This is a genomic window from Streptomyces albireticuli, assembly GCF_002192455.1.
GTDB classification, from domain to species: Bacteria; Actinomycetota; Actinomycetes; order Streptomycetales; family Streptomycetaceae; genus Streptomyces; species Streptomyces albireticuli_B.
In genome coordinates this window covers 2,353,112-2,371,261 of record NZ_CP021744.1, presented here as the reverse complement: position 1 = coordinate 2,371,261, position 18,150 = coordinate 2,353,112, and the positions used below count along the sequence as shown (strand labels likewise).

Here is an 18,150-nt window from a genome sequence, read left to right as displayed (position 1 = left end):
TTAGGTAGTGGCACTATCCAAGCATGGATAGCGACGCTATCCAATGTGGATCGGGGGAATCCCATGAGTGGTACCGAAGTCATCGCCGAGCGGGTCACGGCCAAGGGCGAGGACGGTGTGGTCGTCTTCCTCGTCGGGATGCGGATCAACCGGTGGCGGGCGGTCCGGCACTGGCTGCCCGCCCTCCTCGCCATGCCGCGCATGGTCGAGGAACTGTCCGGCGACAAGGACAGCGGGCTGCTGGCCAGCCGGCGGCTCAACGAGGGGCCACGGGTCTTCACGATGGTCCAGTACTGGGAGTCGCGCGAGAAGCTGCTCGCGTACGCCTCGGCCGCCGGCAAGCAGCACCGCCCCGCGTGGGCGGCGTTCAACCGCCGCGCGCGGGGCGCCAGGGGCATGGTGGGCATCTGGCACGAGACGTTCGTCGTCCCGGCCGGCTCCGTCGAGTCCCTCTACTCCGGAATGCCGGTGGCGGGCCTCGGTGAGGCGTTCGGCACCGAGCCCCTGGGGCGGCGCGGCGAGCGCGCCGCCGCCGTAAGGACCGAGGGTGAGCCTGTCCCGGGGTAGCCGGGGGCCCACCGCCGCGGCGGTCAGCCGTTGCGGCGCAGCGCCTCGCTGAGCCGCACGGCCGCGTCGATGACCGCCTGGGCGTGCATCCGGCCCGGGTGGCGGGTCAGCCGCTCGATCGGTCCGGAGACCGAGACGGCGGCCACGACCCGGTTGGACGGGCCGCGCACGGGCGCCGAGACCGAGGCCACGCCCGGCTCCCGCTCGCCGATCGACTGCGCCCAGCCGCGGCGCCGTACGCCCGAGAGCGCGGTCGCGGTGAAGCGCGCGCCCTGGAGGCCGCGGTGCAGTCGCTCCGGCTCCTCCCAGGCCATCAGCACCTGTGCCGCCGAGCCGGCCTTCATCGGCAGCGTGGAGCCGACCGGCACGGTGTCCCGCAGGCCGGACAGCCGCTCCGCCGCGGCCACGCAGATGCGCATGTCGCCCTGCCGGCGGTAGAGCTGCGCGCTCTCGCCCGTGACGTCCCGCAGGTGCGTGAGCACCGGGCCCGCCGTGGCCAGCAGCCGGTCCTCGCCGGCCGCCGCGGCCAGCTCGCTCAGCCGCGGGCCGAGGATGAAACGGCCCTGCATGTCCCGCGCCACCATCCGGTGGTGCTCCAGCGCGACCGCGAGCCGGTGCGCCGTCGGGCGCGCCAGCCCGGTCGCCGTGACCAGCCCGGCCAGCGTGGCCGGACCGGACTCCAGAGCGCTGAGAACCAGAGCCGCCTTGTCGAGAACGCCCACACCGCTCGAGGCGCCACCAGAGTTGTCCATGAAACGATACTTGCGTCTCACACTGTGAAACGCAAGTTCAAATTCTCCGGAGACGCGCCAACCTGGAACGCACAGGACCCCACAGGCACGACTACTTGGTCCGGCGACGGCGCCGGCCGGAGGGACAGCGATGGGACGGACACTCGCGGAGAAGGTCTGGGACGACCACGTCGTCACGCGCGCCGAAGGCGAGCCCGACCTCCTCTTCATCGACCTGCACCTGCTCCACGAGGTGACCAGCCCGCAGGCCTTCGACGGCCTGCGCAAGGCCGGCCGCGCGGTGCGCCGCCTGGACCTCACCATCGCCACCGAGGACCACAACACCCCCACCCTCGACATCGACAAGCCCATCGCGGACCCCGTCTCCCGCACCCAGCTGGAGACCCTCCGCCGCAACTGCGCCGAGTTCGGCGTGCGGCTGCACCCGCTGGGCGACGTCGAGCAGGGCGTTGTCCACGTGGTGGGACCGCAGCTGGGACTGACCCAGCCCGGCACCACCGTGGTCTGCGGCGACAGCCACACCTCCACGCACGGCGCGTTCGGCGCGCTGGCCTTCGGCATCGGCACCAGCCAGGTCGAGCACGTGCTCGCCACCCAGACGCTGCCGCTGGCCCCCTTCAGGACCATGGCCGTCACCGTGGAGGGTGAACTGCCCGAGGGCGTCACCGCCAAGGACCTGATCCTCGCCGTCATCGCCCGGATCGGCACCGGCGGCGGCCAGGGTTACGTCATCGAGTACCGCGGCTCCGCCATCGAGAAGCTCTCGATGGAGGCCCGGATGACCGTCTGCAACATGTCCATCGAGGCGGGCGCCCGGGCCGGCATGATCGCCCCCGACGAGACCACCTTCGCCTACCTGAAGGACCGCCCCCACGCCCCCGCGGGCGACGACTGGGACGCCGCGGTCGCCTACTGGCGCACCCTGCGCACCGACGACGACGCCGTCTTCGACCACGAGGTGGTCATCGACGCCGCCGGGCTCTCCCCGTTCGTCACCTGGGGCACCAATCCGGGCCAGGGCGCACCGCTGTCGGCGGCCGTCCCCGACCCCGCCTCGTACCCCGACCCGTCGGACCGCTTCGCCGCCGAAAAGGCCCTGGAATACATGGGGTTGACGGCAGGTCAGGCGCTGCGCGACATCACCGTGGACACCGTTTTCGTGGGCTCCTGCACCAACGGCCGCATCGAGGACCTGCGCGCCGCCGCGGCCGTCCTCGACGGCCGCCGGATCGCCGGCGGAGTCCGGATGCTGGTGGTCCCCGGCTCCGTGCGGGTGGGGCTCCAGGCCGTCGCGGAGGGGCTGGACAAGGTGTTCACCGCGGCCGGCGCCGAGTGGCGGCACGCGGGCTGCTCGATGTGCCTGGGCATGAACCCCGACCAACTCGCGCCGGGGGAGAGGTGCGCGTCGACCTCCAACCGCAACTTCGAGGGCAGGCAGGGGAAGGGCGGCCGGACCCATCTGGTCTCGCCGCAGGTCGCCGCCGCCACCGCCGTACTGGGCCATCTGGCCTCCCCGGCCGACCTCGCCGGCCGGGCCGGCGCGTCCGACGTCCGCACCCCCGTGGAGGCCTGAGCAGTCATGGAAGCATTCACCACGCACACCGGCCGTGCCGTACCGCTGCGCCGCAGCAATGTCGACACCGACCAGATCATCCCGGCGCACTGGCTGAAGAAGGTCACCCGCGACGGCTTCGAGGACGGCCTCTTCGAGGCCTGGCGCAAGGACCCGGAGTTCGTCCTGAACCGTCCGGAGCGCGCCGGGGCCTCGGTCCTGGTCGCCGGACCCGACTTCGGCACCGGCTCCTCCCGCGAGCACGCGGTGTGGGCGCTCCAGAACTACGGCTTCCGGGCCGTGGTCTCCTCCCGCTTCGCCGACATCTTCCGGGGCAACTCGCTCAAGAACGGACTGCTGACCGTCGTCCTGCCCCAGGAGACCATCGAGGCCCTCTGGCGGCTGACCGAGGCCGACCCGGCCGCCGAGGTGACCGTGGACCTCGTCGGGCGGCAGGTCCGGGCCGAGGGCATCACGGCCGATTTCGCCCTTGACGAGAACGCCCGGTGGCGCCTGCTGGAGGGACTGGACGACATCGGCCTGACCCTGCGGCACGCCGCCGACATCACCGCCTACGAGGCCCGCCGACCCCCCTTCAAGCCCTCCACCACGCCCGTCAGGGCCCAGGTCTGACACGGATTTCCGGCAGTTTCGGGGAGGTCCGGGCAACCGGCCGGGGACCCGGATTTTCGCTGCTCACCCAGGGTTTGACATGATGCGCCCCCTGTCTTCGGACAGGGGGCGCATCGCTCTGTTGAGGCCCTGTGAAGCGACAACTCGCCTCAGATGGCACAATCGGTGCATGGAACGCGACAGCCAACTCGAGCTTTACCGGCTCGTCGCCGACCGACTCAAGGAAGCGCACACAAGGGTGCGCACACTGCAAGTCCCGGAGGGCGTACGGATGGCGCTGTCCCGGAAGCTGCTGGCCATCACGGCCGCGGCAAAGCACGATCTCTCAGGCGCGGCAATGCGTCTGGACCGGCTGATGAACGACCTCGACGAGGGCCGTTTCCCCGAAGAGCCCGACCGTGACGGAACTCCGTGATGGTCGAGTTCGTTGCGGCACAAGGGTGATTAGACCGTTTCGTGTTTGATTTGCGGTATATATCTGCCTAACGTGCGAAAAGGCTGGAACGCATTCGTTCCAGCAATGTCTCCGAAGGGGAAGACGTGAACAAGGCGCAGCTCGTTGAAGCGATTGCCGACAAGCTCGGCGGCCGTCAGCAGGCCGCAGACGCCGTCGACGCGGTGCTCGACGCGATCGTCCGTGCGGTTGTCGCCGGCGACCGGGTCTCGGTCACCGGCTTCGGCTCGTTCGAGAAGGTCGACCGCCCGGCCCGTTACGCCCGCAACCCGCAGACGGGTGAGCGCGTGCGGGTCAAGAAGACCTCGGTGCCGCGCTTCCGCGCGGGTCAGGGCTTCAAGGACCTGGTGAGCGGCTCGAAGAAGCTGCCGAAGAACGACGTCGCGGTGAAGAAGGCGCCCAAGGGCAGCCTTTCGGGCGGCACCAAGACCACCGCCAAGGCCGCGGCCAAGAAGGCCACCGCCAAGAAGGCCACGGCGAAGAAGGCCACCACGGCCACCACCGCCAAGAAGACCACGGCGAAGACCGCGGTCAAGAAGACCACGACGGCGGCCGCGAAGAAGGCCACCGCCACCACCAAGAAGGCCGCGGCGAAGAAGGCCACGCCGGCCAAGAAGACGACGGCCGCCGCCACCAAGGCCGCCGCCGCCAAGAAGGCCACGCCGGCCAAGAAGACCACGGCCACGGCGAAGAAGGCGACCGCCAAGAAGACGGCGCCCGCCGCCAAGAAGGCCACGGCGACCAAGGCTCCGGCGCGCAAGACCACCGCGCGCAAGACCACCGCCAAGAAGGCCGCCGCCAAGAAGTAAGGCAGCGGACGGCGTCACGCGCCGGGCCGGGCTCCCCTCGGGGAGCCCGGCCCGCGGTGTGTGCCGGCCGTGGGCTCCCGCGCGGTCCCTGACAGGGCCGGGGCGGGACCCCGGCGTGTCCGGGACACCCCGGGCGGCCTCCCCCGGGGGGAGCCCCGCCGGGTCCCGGGCCCCGGCCCTCAGAAGGTCTGGAGCGTCACCAGCGTCACCCGGCGGCCCTCCGGGGCGTCCTCGACGACGATCCGGACCCGCTGGCCGGGCCGCAGCAGCCGCAGTCCGCCCGCGTCGAAGGCCGCCGCGTCGAAGGGCACCGGGGTGCCGTCGTCCAGGAGGACGCTCCCGGAGCGGGTCTGAGGGTCGTAGGTGTACGCGGTGGCCTGCATACGGGCAGCCTAGTCGGCCCCTATGACACCGGGGGTCAGCAGGCCGTCGGCCGCGGCCGCCGTGCGCGGCCCCACGCCCAGTGCCAGGGCCGCCCGCAAATCCTCCGCCGTGTCCACGTCCCGGCGCACCGAATCCACGCCGGCCAGCTCGATCTCACGGGCCCCCGAAGCGCGGTGACGGGCGCGCGAACGTCCCTCGAACGCCGGAGCCAATTCCATTCCCGGGGCCGCCGCCAGCAGCGTCGTCCCGATTCCCGCCGCGTCGGCGAGAAATGCCCGGGGGAATTCCGTGGCCGAATCGAGCACCCGGCCGAGTTCCCCCGGGCGAAGCGCCGGCAGATCCGCGTTGAGTGTCGCCACCGCCGCCCGCGGGGCCCGTTCCCGCACCGTGCGCGCACCGTGCGCGAGGGCGCCGTTCAGCCCTCCCGTGCCGGGCGGCTCGGGCAGGATCCGGGCGCCGAGCGCTCCGAGCCGGGCCCCCGCCACCGGGTCGTCAGTGACGACCACCACATCCCCCACGGCCCGACAGGCCAGTGCCGCGGCCACCGTGTCCAGCGCGAACGCCAGCGCGAGCGTGGGCCGTGGTGCCCGCCCGGTCCCCGTGGCGAGTCGGCTCTTGGCCAGTGCCAGCGGCTTCAGCGGCACCACCAGGGTCCAGACCACATCCGCCCCCTCTCTTCGCATCAGCCACATTGTCACCCGCTGCCGCAGCCGCCCGGGGAGCGCGGGGTTACGGTGTTCTCGACAGACCGGGTACCTGGGGCGACACTTGTGCGGCCCCCGGGTTCATACAGCCCCCAGGTCCCAAGAGAAGGGTGTCCGAGTGTCCCGCCACAGAATCGGCTTCTGGTACCGCTTTACGGCGGTGTTGGCAAAACCGCCGCTCGTGGTTCTGTTCAAGCGGGACTGGCGAGGAATGGAGCACATTCCGGCCGACGGCGGTTTCATCACCGCGGTCAACCACAACTCCTATCTCGACCCGCTGTCGTACGCCCACTTCCAGTACAACACCGGGCGCGTCCCGCGCTTCCTCGCCAAGGCCGCCCTGTTCAAGGGTGGCTTCGTCGGCACGATCCTGCGCGGCACGGGCCAGATCCCCGTCTACCGCGAGTCCACCGACGCCGCCACCGCCTTCCGGTCCGCGGTCGACGCCATCAACCGGGGCGAGTGCGTGGCCTTCTACCCCGAGGGCACCCTCACCCGGGACCCGGAGATGTGGCCCATGGAGGGCAAGACCGGGGCCGCCCGGGTCGCCCTGCTCACCAAGGCGCCCGTCATCCCCGTCGCCCAGTGGGGCGCCAACGAGGCCATGCCGCCGTACGCCAAGGAGAACAAGCTCCGGCTGTTCCCCCGCAAGACGCTCAGGGTGGTGGCGGGCCCGCCCGTCGACCTCTCCGCGTACTACGGCAAGGAGCCGACGGCCGAGGTGCTGCGCGGGGCCACCGAGGACATCATGTCCGCCATCACCGCTCTGCTCGCCGAACTCCGCGGCGAGCCCGCGCCCGCCGAGCCCTACAACCCGCGGAAGGCGCTGGCCGAGGCCCGCCGCCGGGCCCGCGAGGAGAAGCGGGCGGCGGAGGTCGGACAGCCGGCGGGGCGGGAAGAGGGGAACGACAAGTGACGAAGTGCGCCGTGTACGGCACCGGCTCCTGGGGCACCGCCTTCGCGATGATCCTGGCCGACGCCGGCTGCGAGGTGACCATGTGGGGCCGCCGGGCGGCCCTCGTGGACGCGATCAACACCACCCGGGTCAACCCCGACTACCTCCCGGGCATCGAGCTCCCGGCGGCCGTGCGGGCCACCACCGACCCCGCCGAGGCGGCCGAGGGAGCGGCGTTCGCCGTGCTCGCCGTGCCCTCCCAGACGCTGCGCGGCAATCTCTCGGAGTGGGCGCCGCTGCTGCCCTCCGACACCGTGCTGGTCTCCCTGATGAAGGGCGTCGAGCTGGGCACCGCCAAGCGGATGAGCGAGGTCATCGAGGAGGTCGCCAAGGTCTCCCCGGACCGGGTCGCCGTGCTCACCGGCCCCAACCTCGCCAAGGAGATCGCCGACCGGCAGCCCGCCGCCGCCGTCGTCGCCTGCCGGGACGAGTCGGTGGCCAAGCGCCTCCAGGCCGCCTGCCACACCCCTTACTTCCGCCCGTACACCAACACCGACGTCGTCGGCTGCGAGCTGGGCGGCGCCGTGAAGAACGTCATCGCGCTCGCCGTCGGCATCGCCGACGGCATGGGCCTGGGCGACAACGCCAAGGCGTCCCTCATCACCCGCGGGCTCGCCGAGACGACCCGGCTGGGCCTCGCGATGGGCGCCGACGCGCACACCTTCGCCGGTCTCGCGGGCATGGGCGACCTCGTCGCGACGTGCTCCTCGCCGCTCTCCCGGAACCACACCTTCGGCACCAACCTCGGCCGCGGGATGACCCTGGCCGAGACCATCGCGGTCACCAAGCAGACCGCCGAGGGCGTCAAGTCCTGCGAGTCGGTGCTGGATCTGGCCCGCCGGCACGACGTCGACATGCCCATCACGGAGACCGTGGTGGAGATCGTCCACGAGGGGAAGCCCCCGCTGGTGGCCCTCAAGGAGCTGATGTCGCGCAGCGCCAAGCCGGAGCGGCACTGACCCACGCCGTACCACGAGGTAGTCTCGTCGCGATATGAGCAGCGAGACCTCCACCCAGAGCCCTGACCGGAAGCCGCGTGTCGCGGTCGTGTTCGGCGGCCGCAGTTCCGAACACGCGATCTCCGTCGTCACCGCCGGCGCCGTGCTGGCCGCCATCGACCGCACGAAGTACGACGTGCTGCCGATCGGCATCACCACCGACGGCCGTTGGGCGCTGACCGCCGACGACCCCGAGCGGATGGCCATCGCCGACCGCGCGCTGCCGAACGTCGAGCAGCTCGCCCAGTCGCCGGACGGCACCGTGGTCCTCCCGGTCGACCCCTCCAGCCGCGAGGTCGTCTACTCCGAGCCCGGCACGGTGCCCAAGTCCCTGGGCGAGGTCGACGTGGTCTTCCCCGTGCTGCACGGCCCGTACGGCGAGGACGGCACCCTCCAGGGCATGCTGGAGCTCTCCGGCATCCCCTACGTCGGCGCCGGTGTCCTCGCCTCCGCCGTCGGCCAGGACAAGGAGTACATGAAGCGCGTCTTCGTCTCCTTCGGCCTGCCCGTCGGCCCGTACGAGGTGATCCGCCCGCGCGAGTGGCAGGCCGACCCGGCCGCCGCCCGCAAGAGGATCGTGGACTTCGCCGGCGAGCACGGCTGGCCGCTCTTCGTGAAGCCCGCCCGCGGCGGTTCCTCCATGGGCATCACCAAGGTCGACGACCTCTCCGGCCTGGACGAGGCCGTGGCCGAGGCCCAGCGCCACGACCCGAAGGTCATCGTCGAGTCGCTGCTGCGCGGCCGGGAGATCGAGTGCGGCGTCCTGGAGTTCGAGGACGGGCCGCGCGCGAGCGTCCCCGCCGAGATCCCCCCGGTCACCGCCCACGACTTCTACGACTTCGAGGCGAAGTACATCGACTCCGCGGCCGGCATCGTGCCCGCGCCGCTCACGCCCGAGGAGACCGCCGAGGTCCAGGAGCTGGCCGTCAAGGCCTTCGACGCGACCTCCTGCGAGGGCCTCGTCCGCGCGGACTTCTTCCTCACCGAGGACGGCGAGTTCGTCATCAACGAGATCAACACCATGCCGGGCTTCACGCCCATCTCGATGTACCCGCGCATGTGGCAGGAGAGCGGTGTCAGCTACCCGGAGCTGATCGACACCCTCGTCCAGGCGGCGCTGCGCCGCTCCACGGGCCTGCGCTAGACGATCCCGATGGGGACGGTCGCGGCGACGGCGGCGGCGAGATCGGTGAGCGCACCGAGATCGCCGGCGTCGCCCGCGACCTTCTTCGGCAGGGTCACCTCCACATGCGCCTCGCGGAGCACGGTGGTGCAGCGGACACTGCCGTCCGACCGCCGCTCGGCGAGCCACTCCACGCCGTCGATCTCCACCGACGGGGCGTTGGGGTCGTAGTGTGGGTTCCCCTCCGTGACGACCTCGGGCTTGGGGACTCCGCAGCGCAGCTCGATCGCGGGTCTTCCCCAGACGGCCGTGAAGTCCGAGACGGGGTGGGCGGTGCCCCGCCGCGATCCGCCCACGGTGTCGGGAAGCTTCTCGTGCAGTGCCCGGCAGAGCCCGGCCGCCCGCGCCGACGGCGTGGGGACCGGGGGCCCCGCCGGACCGCCGGCCGACGAGCAGCCGGCGGCGCAGAACACGAGGAGGGCGGGCACGGCCAGCGACCGGCGGAGCGAGGACTTCACCGGCCGAGCATACGGGGGAGCTAGAGATGGACGACCGGGCAGGTCAGGGTGCGGGTGATGCCCTCCACCGACTGGATCTTGGCGACCACCATGCGGCCGAGCGCGTCCACGGTGTCGGCCTGGGCACGGACGATCACGTCGTACGGACCGGTCACGTCCTCGGCCTGGATCACCCCCGCGATCTTTGCGATGACTTCGGCGACGGTCGACGCTTTGCCGACCTCGGTCTGGATCAGGATGTACGCCTGTACCACGGAACCTCCAGGGCGGCTACGAGGATCATGTGGGGAGAAGAGACGCCACGGTACCGCGTCGCCGTACGGCGCGGGGAGACCCGCGCTGCCTGCGCGGCGCGGCGCATGTCACAACCGATACTCCTAGGAGGAGCTCAGTGAAAGGCACCGTGGGCGAGTTGGGGGAGTTCGGGCTCATCAGAGAGCTGACCTCCCGGCTCACCACCACCCCTGCGGTCCGGCTCGGGCCGGGTGACGACGCCGCGGTGGTGGCTGCGCCCGACCGTAGGGTCGTGGCCAGTACGGACGTGCTCCTGGAGGGGCGGCACTTCCGCCGCGACTGGTCCACCGCGTACGACGTCGGCCGTAAGGCGGCCGCGCAGAACCTCGCGGACATCGCCGCCATGGGCGCGGTGCCCACCGCGATCCTGCTGGGCCTGGTCGTGCCCGCCGAACTCCCGGTCACCTGGCCGACCGAGCTGATGGACGGCATCCGGGACGAGTGCCAGGTCGCCGGCGCGGCCGTGGTCGGCGGCGACGTGGTGCGCGGCGACACCATCACCGTGGCCATCACGGCCCTGGGCGACCTGCGCAACCACGAGCCCGTCACCCGCTCCGGCGCGCAGCCGGGCGACGTGGTCGCGGTCACCGGCTGGCTCGGCTGGTCCGCGGCCGGGCACGCGGTGCTCGCCCGCGGCTTCCGCTCGCCCCGGGCCTTCGTCGAGGCCCACCGCCGCCCCGAGCCGCCGTACCACGCGGGCCCCGCGGCCGCCGGGCTCGGCGCGACGGCGATGACGGACATCAGCGACGGCCTGATCGCCGACCTCGGGCACATCGCCGAGGCCAGCAAGGTCCGGATCGACCTGCGGACGGCCGCGATCGACGTGCCGACCCAGATGTCCGACATCGGGCAGGCCGTCGGCGTCGACCCGCTCCAGTGGGTGCTGACCGGGGGAGAGGACCACGCCATCGTGGCGACCTTCCCGCCGGACGTGAAGCTGCCCGCCCGTTGGAAGGTCATCGGCGAGGTGGTCAACCCCTCCGCCCTGCCCCAGGTCACCGTCGACGGCGCCCCCTGGGACAAGGCCGGCGGCTGGGACCACTTCGGGGACGCCGAGCCCGAGGACCCCTCCGGAGGCGGCCGCCCCGCGGGGTAGATTCGGCCGCATGCCGATATCGCGCCCCTCTCCGGCACCGCCGGTACCTCCACGCGTGCTGACCGTCGCCGGGTCCGACTCCGGCGGCGGTGCGGGCATCCAGGCCGACCTGAAGACCATGCTCGCCCTCGGCGTGCACGGCATGAGCGTGCTCACCGCCGTGACCGCCCAGAACTCGCGCGGGGTGCAGGGGGCCTGGCCGCTGCCCGCCGACGTGGTGCGGGCACAGTTCCGCAGCGTCGTCGACGACATCGGGGTGCAGGCCGTCAAGACCGGGATGCTCGCCTCCGCCGAGCTGGTGGAGACCGTCGCCGCACTCCTCACCGGAATCAGAGCCTCCGGTATCCCCGTGGTCGTCGACCCCGTCGGCATCTCCAAGCACGGCGACCCGCTGCTCGACGCCTCCGCCCTGGAGGCCGTCCGGCTGAAGCTGCTGCCCGCCGCGACCGTGGCCACCCCCAACCTCGACGAGGTCGCCCGGCTCACGGGCGTCCGCGTGACCGGCGAGGACGGCCTCCGGCGGGCGGCGGAGGCGCTGCTCGCCCACGGGCCCGCCTGGGCGCTGATCAAGGGCGGGCACCTGCCCGGCGGGCACGACGCCGTCGACCTGCTGACCGACGGCACCGAGGAACACTGGTTCCGGGCGCCCCGCCACGACAACCGCCACACCCACGGCACCGGCTGCACGCTCGCCAGCGCCGTCGCCTCCGAGCTCGCCAAGGGTCGTACGGTCCCGGAAGCCGTGGCGGAGGCCAAGGACTACGTCACCGGAGCCATCGCGGCGGGCTTCCCGCTGGGCGGGGGCATCGGCCCCGTCGACCACGGCTGGCGGTTCCGGGCCTGACCCCTCGGCGGCGGTTCCGCACCGCCGCCCCCGGGCCGTCCGGGCATGCGAAAAGCCGGCCCACCGTGAGGTGGACCGGCTTCCCAGGCAACCGGAGGGGGCTCCGCGCGACGCGAACGTCACCGCGGGGCCGACTCACCCCCGCTTGCGCGGGGAGAACCACTCGCTAGCGCGAGACCTTGCCGGCCTTGATGCAAGAGGTGCAGGCGTTGATCCGCTTCGGCGTGCGCCCGATCACTGCGCGCACCCGCTGGATGTTGGGGTTCCAACGACGGGGGGTACGGCGGTGCGAGTGCGAAATAGCGTTGCCGAAGCCCGGCCCCTTGCCGCAGACGTCGCAGTTGGCAGCCACGGGTTACTCCAAAGACGGGTCACCCCCGCTTACGCGGGGACAACAGGCACGTACGGTGAATCCCTGCGTGCCGAGATCTCTGAAGCAGTGACCGGCAAAGTCAGGGGGGTATGGCCCGATTCTCATCGGGCAACCGGAGCAGCATACAACGACCGCTCCCGTACAACGAAACTACCATGGCTGTTCTTGTCGTGGTCCCGCCGCGGTCCCGCCGGGGCCCGCCCCCGACCCGTAACGGTCCCGCCAAGGACCGGTCATGCTCGGCCACCCCCGGGCCCGGCCCCCGGCACCGGGCTACGCTGCCGATCACTGCCCCGAAGCCCCCAGGACGTCCGAGGAGGACACAGGTGCCGCAGACGCTGGACGCCGCGGCGGTACGCACCTGGTGCGCCCTCGCCCTCGACGCGCTCGGCCGGGCCCGCGAGGAGATCGACGCGATCAACGTCTATCCCGTCGCGGACGGCGACACCGGCACCAACCTCTACCTGACCGTGGAATCCGCGACCCGGGCCGTCGAGGCGGTCTTCGACGGCCATGCCACCGCCGGCCCCGCCTCCCGGCCCACCCTCCCCGACGCCGTCCGGGCGATGGCCCACGGCGCCCTCATAGGCGCGCGCGGCAACTCCGGCACCATCCTCGCGCAGCTCCTCCGCGGCATGGCCGAGGTCCTCACCGCCCCCACCGGTGTCTCCGACGACGCCGAACTGCTCCGCCAGGGGCTCCGCCGGGCCGTGGCGTCCGCCTACGAAGGGGTCGCCCGCCCCGTCGAGGGCACCGTCCTGACCGTCGCCACGGCCGCCGCCGAGGCCGCCTCGCGCACCCCCGGCGACGTCGCGACCGTGGCCCGCGCCGCCGACGAGGCGGCCCGTACGGCCCTCGCCGTCACCCCCGGCCAGCTCGACGTCCTGGGGCGCGCCGGGGTCGTCGACGCCGGCGGCCTCGGCCTCGTGGAGGTGCTCGGCGCGCTGGCCCGGGCGCTCTCGGGGACCCCGGCCGGCCGTGCCCCCGCGCGCGGCGGGCGGCGACCGGCACCGCCCCGGAGCGGGAGCCGTCCCCGGGGTCCGTGGCGGCGGAAGGCTGCCACACCGAGCCCGCGACCGGCGCCGGCCCCGCCTTCGAGGTGATCTATCTCCTGGAGGCCGGTGACGCCGCCGTGGCCCGGCTGCGGACCCGGCTCGACGCGCTCGGCGACTCCCTCGTCGTCGTCGGCGGGGACGGCCTGTGGAACGTCCACGTCCACGTGGACGACGCCGGAGCGGCCGTCGAGGCCGGCATCGAGGCCGGCCGCCCCCACCGGATCCGCATCACCCACTTCGGCGCCACCGCCTCCACCGGCCCCGCCGCGCCCCGCACCCGGGAGCCCGCGCAGCGCGCCGTCGTGGCCGTCGTCCCCGGCGAGGGCCTGGCCGGACTGTGCGCGGAGGCCGGGGCCACGGTCGTCGCGACCCGCCCGGGGGAGCCGCCCGCCAGCGGGGAGCTGCTGGAGGCCATCCGGCGCGCGCACGCGCGCGAGGTCGTCCTGCTGCCCAACGACCCCGAGCTCCGGCACACCGCGGCCGCCGCCGCCGAGCAGGCGCGGGCCGAGGGCGTACGCGTCGCCCTCATCCCCACCCGCGCCGCCGTCCAGGGCATCGCCGCGCTCGCCGTCCACGAACCGGGCCGCCGCTTCGACGAGGACGTCGTCGCCATGACGTCCGCCGCCGGCGCCACCCGCTACGCCGAGCTGGCCGTCGCCGAACGGCAGTCCTGGACCATGGCCGGCGTCTGCCAGGCCGGGGACGTGCTCGGGCTGATCGACGGCGACGTCGCCGTCATCGGCGCGGAGCTGACCGGCACCGCCGAGACCGTCCTCGACCGCATGCTCGCCGCCGGCGGTGAGATGGTCACCCTCGTCCTCGGCGCGGGCGTCCCCGACACCGTCGCCGACCGCCTGGAGCGGTACGTCCGCGGCGGCCACCTCGCCGTGGACACGGTCGTCTACCGCGGCGGACAGCAGTCCGCGCCGCTGCTCATCGGCGTCGAATGACGGCGGGTGCCCCGCTCTGTCACACCCATGGTGTGCAATGGACGGCGTGCCCGCGCTGCAAGAACCCCTGAAGAAGATCCTCGGCGGCAACACCGCGAAGGTGATGGCCGAGCACCTCGACCTGCACACCGTCGGCGATCTGCTGCACCACTACCCGCGCCGGTACGCCGAGCGCGGCGAGCTCACCCGCCTCGCCGACCTGCCGCTCGACGAGCACGTCACGGTCGTCGCGCAGGTCGCCAAGGCCGCCATGAAGACCTTCAACCACGGCAAGGGCGTCCGCCTCGAAGTGGTCGTCACCGACGGCAGCGGCTCGCTGACCCTGGTCTTCTTCGGCCGGGGCGCCTACGCGCGGGAGAAGGAGCTGATTCCCGGCCGTCGCGGCATGTTCGCGGGCAAGGTCTCCGTCTTCAACCGGACCCGGCAGCTCCTCCACCCCGACTACGAGCTGCTCGACAAGGACGGCACCTCCGCCGGAGCCGTGGAGTCCTTCGCCGGGCGGCTGCTGCCCATCTACCCCGCGTGCAAGCAGTTCCAGTCCTGGAAGCTCACCAAGGCCGTGGACACCCTGCTCGACCTCTTCGAGGCCGAGCACTGGGAGAACATCGTCGACCCGCTGCCCGCCGCGCTGCGCGACGGCCGGGGCCTGGCCGAGCTCGCCGACGCCTTCCGCAAGGTCCACCGGCCGGGCTCGAAGGCCGACATCGAGGACGCCCGGGCCCGGCTGAAGTGGGACGAGGCGTTCGTCCTCCAGGTCGCCCTCGCCCGCCGCCGGCACGCCGACGGCCAGCTCCCGGCCGTCGCCCGCAAGCCCGTCGCGGACGGCCTCCTCACCGCCTTCGACGCCAAGCTGCCCTTCACCCTCACCGACGGCCAGCGCAAGGTCTCCGCCGAGATCTTCGACGACCTGGCCACCGAGCACCCCATGCACCGCCTCCTCCAGGGCGAGGTCGGCTCGGGCAAGACCATGGTCGCCCTGCGCGCCATGCTCGGCGTCGTGGACGCCGGCGGCCAGGCCGCGATGCTCGCGCCCACCGAGGTGCTCGCCCAGCAGCACCACCGGTCGATCACCGAGATGATGGGCGAGCTCGCCGAGGGCGGCATGCTCGGCGGGGCCGAGCGCGGCACCAAGGTGGTGCTGCTGACCGGCTCCATGGGCGCCGCCGCCCGCCGGGCCGCGCTGCTCGACCTGATCACGGGCGAGGCGGGCATCGTCATCGGCACCCACGCCCTGATCGAGGACAAGGTGCGCTTCCACGACCTCGGCCTGGTCGTGGTGGACGAGCAGCACCGCTTCGGCGTCGAGCAGCGCGACGCCCTCCGCTCGAAGGGCAAACAGCCCCCGCACCTGCTGGTGATGACCGCGACCCCCATCCCGCGGACCGTCGCCATGACCGTCTTCGGCGACCTGGAGACCTCCGTCCTCGACCAGCTCCCGGCCGGCCGCTCGCCCATCGCCACCCACGTCGTGCCCGCCAAGGACAAGCCGCACTTCCTCGCCCGCGCCTGGGAGCGCGTCCGCGAGGAGGTCGCCGGCGGCCACCAGGCGTACGTGGTCTGCCCGCGCATCGGCGACGAGGAGGACACGCCGAAGAAGAAGTCCGCCGAGGACGACGCGGAGAAGCGCCCGCCCCTCGCCGTCCTCGACATCGCCGCGCAGCTCGCCAAGGGGCCGCTCGGCGGACTGCGCGTGGAGGTGCTGCACGGCAGGATGCAGCCCGACGCCAAGGACGACGTCATGCGCCGCTTCGCCGCCGGGGAGGCCGACGTCCTGGTCGCCACCACCGTCATCGAGGTGGGCGTCAACGTCCCCAACGCCACCGCCATGGTGATCATGGACGCCGACCGGTTCGGCGTCTCCCAGCTGCACCAGCTGCGCGGCCGCGTCGGCCGTGGCTCCGCCCCCGGCCTGTGCCTGCTGGTCAGCGAGATGCCCGAGGCGTCCCCGGCGCGCGCCCGGCTCACCGCCGTCGCCGGCACCCTGGACGGCTTCGAGCTCTCCCGCATCGACCTGGAGCAGCGCCGCGAGGGCGATGTCCTCGGCCAGGCCCAGTCCGGCGTCCGGTCCTCCCTGCGGATGCTCACCGTCATCGACGACGAGGAGGTCATCGCGGCAGCCCGCGAGGAGGCCACCGCCGTGGTCGCCGCCGACCCCGAGCTCACCGCCCTGCCCGACCTGCGCACCGCCCTGGACGCCCTGCTCGACAAGGACCGCGAGCAGTATCTGGAGAAGGGCTGAAAGAAGCCCCCGGAAGGGCCCGCCCGGGGCCCTTCCGGCCCGGCCGATTGTCAGACCCCCCTGGGAGAATGGACATAGTCCGAGCCAATCCATAAACGGATGGGCGGACTTGGACCATTGGGGGCTCATTCATGTCGTTCCGTCACATCAATGAACTGCCGCTCGGTGACAAGATCTTCCGGATCGAGCTCGCCAGCGACGACGACACCACCGTCACCCTGACCCTCACCGGCTGGCAGGAGGACGCGCCGGAGACCCCGCTCGCCTCCGGCACCCTCACCCTGCCCCTCACCGACGTCCCGCCGCTGCGCATCGCGCTCAACCGCGCCCTGCGCGCCCTCGCCCTCGTCGCCGACGTCGCCGAGCCGATCCCCGACCGCGACGTCCTGCGCGAGCTCTTCCCCGGCCACGGCGCCCCGTGGATCCCGCAGCACGAGGAGGACCTCACCCAGCGCTTCCACGCGGGCGAGAGCATCGCCCGGACGGCCGCCCGCTTCGGCCGTACGCCCGACTCGGTGCGCACCAAGCTCCGGGAGCTCGGCCACGACCCGCGCCGCCCGGAGTACTGCCCGCCCGACGGCTGCATGTCCTGGTCGCGGTACGCCTCGCCGGCCCTCGTGGGCGCGGCCGGGGACACCGCGCAGGGCTGACCCCGCGCCGACGGCCTAGGCTGATGGGGTGGCGGCCGCCCGTACGGCGCCGCCGCCCCGTCACCCACCGCGAAGGACACCAGGACCGATGACCCGCGTGATCGCCGGCGCCGCCGGCGGACGCCGCCTCGCCGTGCCGCCCGGCACGGGCACCCGCCCCACCTCCGACCGGGCGCGCGAGGGCCTGTTCTCCACCTGGGAGTCGCTGTACGGCCCCCTGGAGGGCGCGCGCGTCCTGGACCTCTACGGCGGGTCCGGCGCGGTCGGTCTGGAGGCGCTCTCGCGCGGCGCCGCGCACGCCCTGCTGGTGGAGGCCGACGCCCGCGCCGTCCGCACCATCCGGGACAACGTCCGCGCGGTCGGCCTGCCGGGCGCCGAGGTCCGGGCCGGAAAGGCCGAGCAGGTCGTCGCCGGACCCGCGCCCACCCACCCGTACGACGTGGTGTTCCTCGACCCGCCCTACGTGGTCGAGGACGCCGCGCTCCGCGAGATTCTCCTCACACTCCGCACCCAGGGCTGGCTTGCCGACGACGCGCTGGTCACCGTGGAGCGCAGCACCAGGGGCGGGGAATTCCCCTGGCCGGACGGGTTCGCCGCACTGAGGGCCCGTCGCTACGGCGAGGGAACGCTTTGGTACGGTCGCGCCGCCTCGACGTGCACCGCAGAGACATCGCCATGCGCGTCATGAATGGACCGGAGAGCGAGGAACCACTGTTGCGCCGCGCCGTCTGTCCGGGGTCTTTCGACCCCGTCACCAATGGACACCTCGACATCATCGCCCGCGCTTCCAGGCTGTACGACGTCGTGCACGTCGCGGTGATGATCAATAAGTCGAAGCAGGGACTGTTCACCGTCGACGAGCGGATAGACCTGCTCCGCCAGGTCACCGCGGAGTACGGCAACGTGCAGGTGGAGTCCTTCCACGGCCTGCTCGTCGACTTCTGCAAGCAGCGCGACATCCCCGCGATCGTCAAGGGGCTGCGGGCCGTCAGCGACTTCGACTACGAACTCCAGATGGCCCAGATGAACAACGGCCTCTCGGGCGTCGAGACCCTGTTCGTCCCCACCAACCCCACCTACAGCTTCCTCTCCTCCAGCCTGGTCAAGGAGGTCGCGGCCTGGGGCGGGGACGTCTCCCACCTGGTGCCGCCGCTGGTGCTGGAGGCGCTCACCGAACGGCTCGGCGACCGCTGACGCGCT

Annotated in this window: 20 protein-coding genes and 1 pseudogene; 15 read left to right on the top strand and 6 right to left on the bottom strand. The window is 72.7% G+C overall.

Going from position 1 to position 18,150, the window contains the following annotated elements:
* Positions 1–63 precede the first annotated feature (63 nt).
* Positions 64–567, top strand: a complete 504-nt coding sequence (locus tag SMD11_RS09815) for a DUF4188 domain-containing protein (RefSeq protein WP_087926090.1) — start codon at positions 64–66, stop codon at positions 565–567.
* A gap of 23 nt (positions 568–590) precedes the next feature.
* Here SMD11_RS09815 and ndgR read toward each other — a convergent pair whose 3' ends face one another.
* Positions 591–1,319: an IclR family transcriptional regulator NdgR gene (gene ndgR / locus SMD11_RS09810; protein ID WP_087926089.1), complete on the bottom strand. Its 729-nt coding sequence runs from the start codon at positions 1,317–1,319 to the stop codon at positions 591–593.
* A gap of 130 nt (positions 1,320–1,449) precedes the next feature.
* Here ndgR and leuC point away from each other — a divergent pair, with 130 nt between their 5' ends.
* From leuC to SMD11_RS09790, 4 genes are all read left to right on the top strand, one after another.
* Positions 1,450–2,892: a 3-isopropylmalate dehydratase large subunit gene (gene leuC, locus SMD11_RS09805; RefSeq protein WP_087926088.1), complete on the top strand. Its 1,443-nt coding sequence runs from the start codon at positions 1,450–1,452 to the stop codon at positions 2,890–2,892.
* A 6-nt stretch (positions 2,893–2,898) separates the two neighbouring features.
* Entirely contained in the window at positions 2,899–3,504 is a 606-nt protein-coding gene (leuD, locus tag SMD11_RS09800; protein ID WP_087926087.1) for a 3-isopropylmalate dehydratase small subunit, read from the top strand.
* Positions 3,505–3,673: 169 nt separating this feature from the next.
* A complete protein-coding gene (locus SMD11_RS09795) occupies positions 3,674–3,919 on the top strand; it encodes a hypothetical protein (protein WP_087926086.1) in 246 nt (81 codons plus the stop codon).
* A 125-nt stretch (positions 3,920–4,044) separates the two neighbouring features.
* Positions 4,045–4,767, top strand: coding sequence for an HU family DNA-binding protein (locus tag SMD11_RS09790; RefSeq protein ID WP_087926085.1), 723 nt, complete (start codon positions 4,045–4,047; stop codon positions 4,765–4,767).
* 179 nt (positions 4,768–4,946) lie between these two features.
* Here SMD11_RS09790 and SMD11_RS09785 read toward each other — a convergent pair whose 3' ends face one another.
* A complete protein-coding gene (locus SMD11_RS09785; protein WP_087926084.1) occupies positions 4,947–5,150 on the bottom strand; it encodes a hypothetical protein in 204 nt (67 codons plus the stop codon).
* 9 nt (positions 5,151–5,159) lie between these two features.
* Positions 5,160–5,834 carry a 2-phospho-L-lactate guanylyltransferase gene (gene cofC, locus SMD11_RS09780; RefSeq protein ID WP_418952427.1) on the bottom strand — a complete coding sequence of 225 codons (675 nt, stop codon included), beginning with the start codon at positions 5,832–5,834 and terminating at the stop codon, positions 5,160–5,162.
* 139 nt (positions 5,835–5,973) lie between these two features.
* Between cofC and SMD11_RS09775 the strand changes: the two genes are divergently transcribed.
* From SMD11_RS09775 to SMD11_RS09765, 3 genes are read left to right on the top strand one after another with little or no spacing between them, the layout of a single operon-like run.
* Entirely contained in the window at positions 5,974–6,771 is a 798-nt protein-coding gene (locus SMD11_RS09775) for a lysophospholipid acyltransferase family protein (protein ID WP_087926082.1), read from the top strand.
* Positions 6,768–7,769 carry an NAD(P)H-dependent glycerol-3-phosphate dehydrogenase gene (locus SMD11_RS09770; RefSeq protein WP_087926081.1) on the top strand — a complete coding sequence of 334 codons (1,002 nt, stop codon included), beginning with the start codon at positions 6,768–6,770 and terminating at the stop codon, positions 7,767–7,769. Before SMD11_RS09775 ends, SMD11_RS09770 begins: the two co-directional genes overlap by 4 nt.
* A 34-nt stretch (positions 7,770–7,803) precedes the next feature.
* Positions 7,804–8,952, top strand: a complete 1,149-nt coding sequence (locus SMD11_RS09765) for a D-alanine--D-alanine ligase family protein (RefSeq protein ID WP_087926080.1) — start codon at positions 7,804–7,806, stop codon at positions 8,950–8,952.
* On the opposite strand, the gene SMD11_RS09760 is transcribed toward SMD11_RS09765, so the two are convergent.
* Together SMD11_RS09760 and SMD11_RS09755 are read right to left on the bottom strand one after the other, a co-directional pair.
* The gene (locus SMD11_RS09760; RefSeq protein ID WP_087926079.1) at positions 8,949–9,449 is read right to left on the bottom strand and encodes a DUF3515 domain-containing protein; all 501 of its coding nucleotides are present in this window, start codon (positions 9,447–9,449) and stop codon (positions 8,949–8,951) included. The two genes, SMD11_RS09765 and SMD11_RS09760, sit on opposite strands and share 4 nt — an antisense overlap.
* 20 nt (positions 9,450–9,469) lie before the next feature.
* On the bottom strand, positions 9,470–9,703 hold the full coding sequence (locus SMD11_RS09755) for an Lrp/AsnC family transcriptional regulator (RefSeq protein ID WP_087926078.1): 234 nt from the start codon (positions 9,701–9,703) through the stop codon (positions 9,470–9,472).
* Between the two features lie 137 nt (positions 9,704–9,840).
* On the opposite strand from SMD11_RS09755, the gene SMD11_RS09750 reads away from it, so the two are divergent.
* Both SMD11_RS09750 and thiD read left to right on the top strand, forming a co-directional pair.
* Positions 9,841–10,839 (top strand): thiamine-phosphate kinase, encoded by a 999-nt coding sequence (locus SMD11_RS09750; protein ID WP_087926077.1) that lies wholly within the window; start codon positions 9,841–9,843, stop codon positions 10,837–10,839.
* A gap of 10 nt (positions 10,840–10,849) precedes the next feature.
* Positions 10,850–11,683, top strand: a complete 834-nt coding sequence (gene thiD, locus SMD11_RS09745; protein ID WP_087926076.1) for a bifunctional hydroxymethylpyrimidine kinase/phosphomethylpyrimidine kinase — start codon at positions 10,850–10,852, stop codon at positions 11,681–11,683.
* Between the two features lie 166 nt (positions 11,684–11,849).
* Here thiD and rpmB read toward each other — a convergent pair whose 3' ends face one another.
* Positions 11,850–12,035, bottom strand: a complete 186-nt coding sequence (gene rpmB / locus SMD11_RS09740; RefSeq protein ID WP_087926075.1) for a 50S ribosomal protein L28 — start codon at positions 12,033–12,035, stop codon at positions 11,850–11,852.
* 347 nt (positions 12,036–12,382) lie between these two features.
* On the opposite strand from rpmB, the pseudogene SMD11_RS09735 reads away from it, so the two are divergent.
* The 5 genes and pseudogenes from SMD11_RS09735 to coaD all read left to right on the top strand — a co-directional run bounded on the left by SMD11_RS09735 (position 12,383) and on the right by coaD (position 18,144).
* A pseudogene (locus SMD11_RS09735) lies at positions 12,383–14,061 on the top strand (DAK2 domain-containing protein).
* Positions 14,062–14,098: 37 nt separating this feature from the next.
* Positions 14,099–16,300, top strand: a complete 2,202-nt coding sequence (gene recG, locus SMD11_RS09730) for an ATP-dependent DNA helicase RecG (RefSeq protein ID WP_087926074.1) — start codon at positions 14,099–14,101, stop codon at positions 16,298–16,300.
* A 131-nt stretch (positions 16,301–16,431) separates the two neighbouring features.
* On the top strand, positions 16,432–16,950 hold the full coding sequence (locus SMD11_RS09725) for a hypothetical protein (protein ID WP_087926073.1): 519 nt from the start codon (positions 16,432–16,434) through the stop codon (positions 16,948–16,950).
* 88 nt (positions 16,951–17,038) lie between these two features.
* A complete protein-coding gene (rsmD, locus tag SMD11_RS09720; RefSeq protein WP_087926072.1) occupies positions 17,039–17,638 on the top strand; it encodes a 16S rRNA (guanine(966)-N(2))-methyltransferase RsmD in 600 nt (199 codons plus the stop codon).
* The gene (gene coaD / locus SMD11_RS09715) at positions 17,635–18,144 is read left to right on the top strand and encodes a pantetheine-phosphate adenylyltransferase (protein ID WP_087930387.1); all 510 of its coding nucleotides are present in this window, start codon (positions 17,635–17,637) and stop codon (positions 18,142–18,144) included. Before rsmD ends, coaD begins: the two co-directional genes overlap by 4 nt.
* The last annotated feature ends 6 nt before the right edge of the window (positions 18,145–18,150 follow it).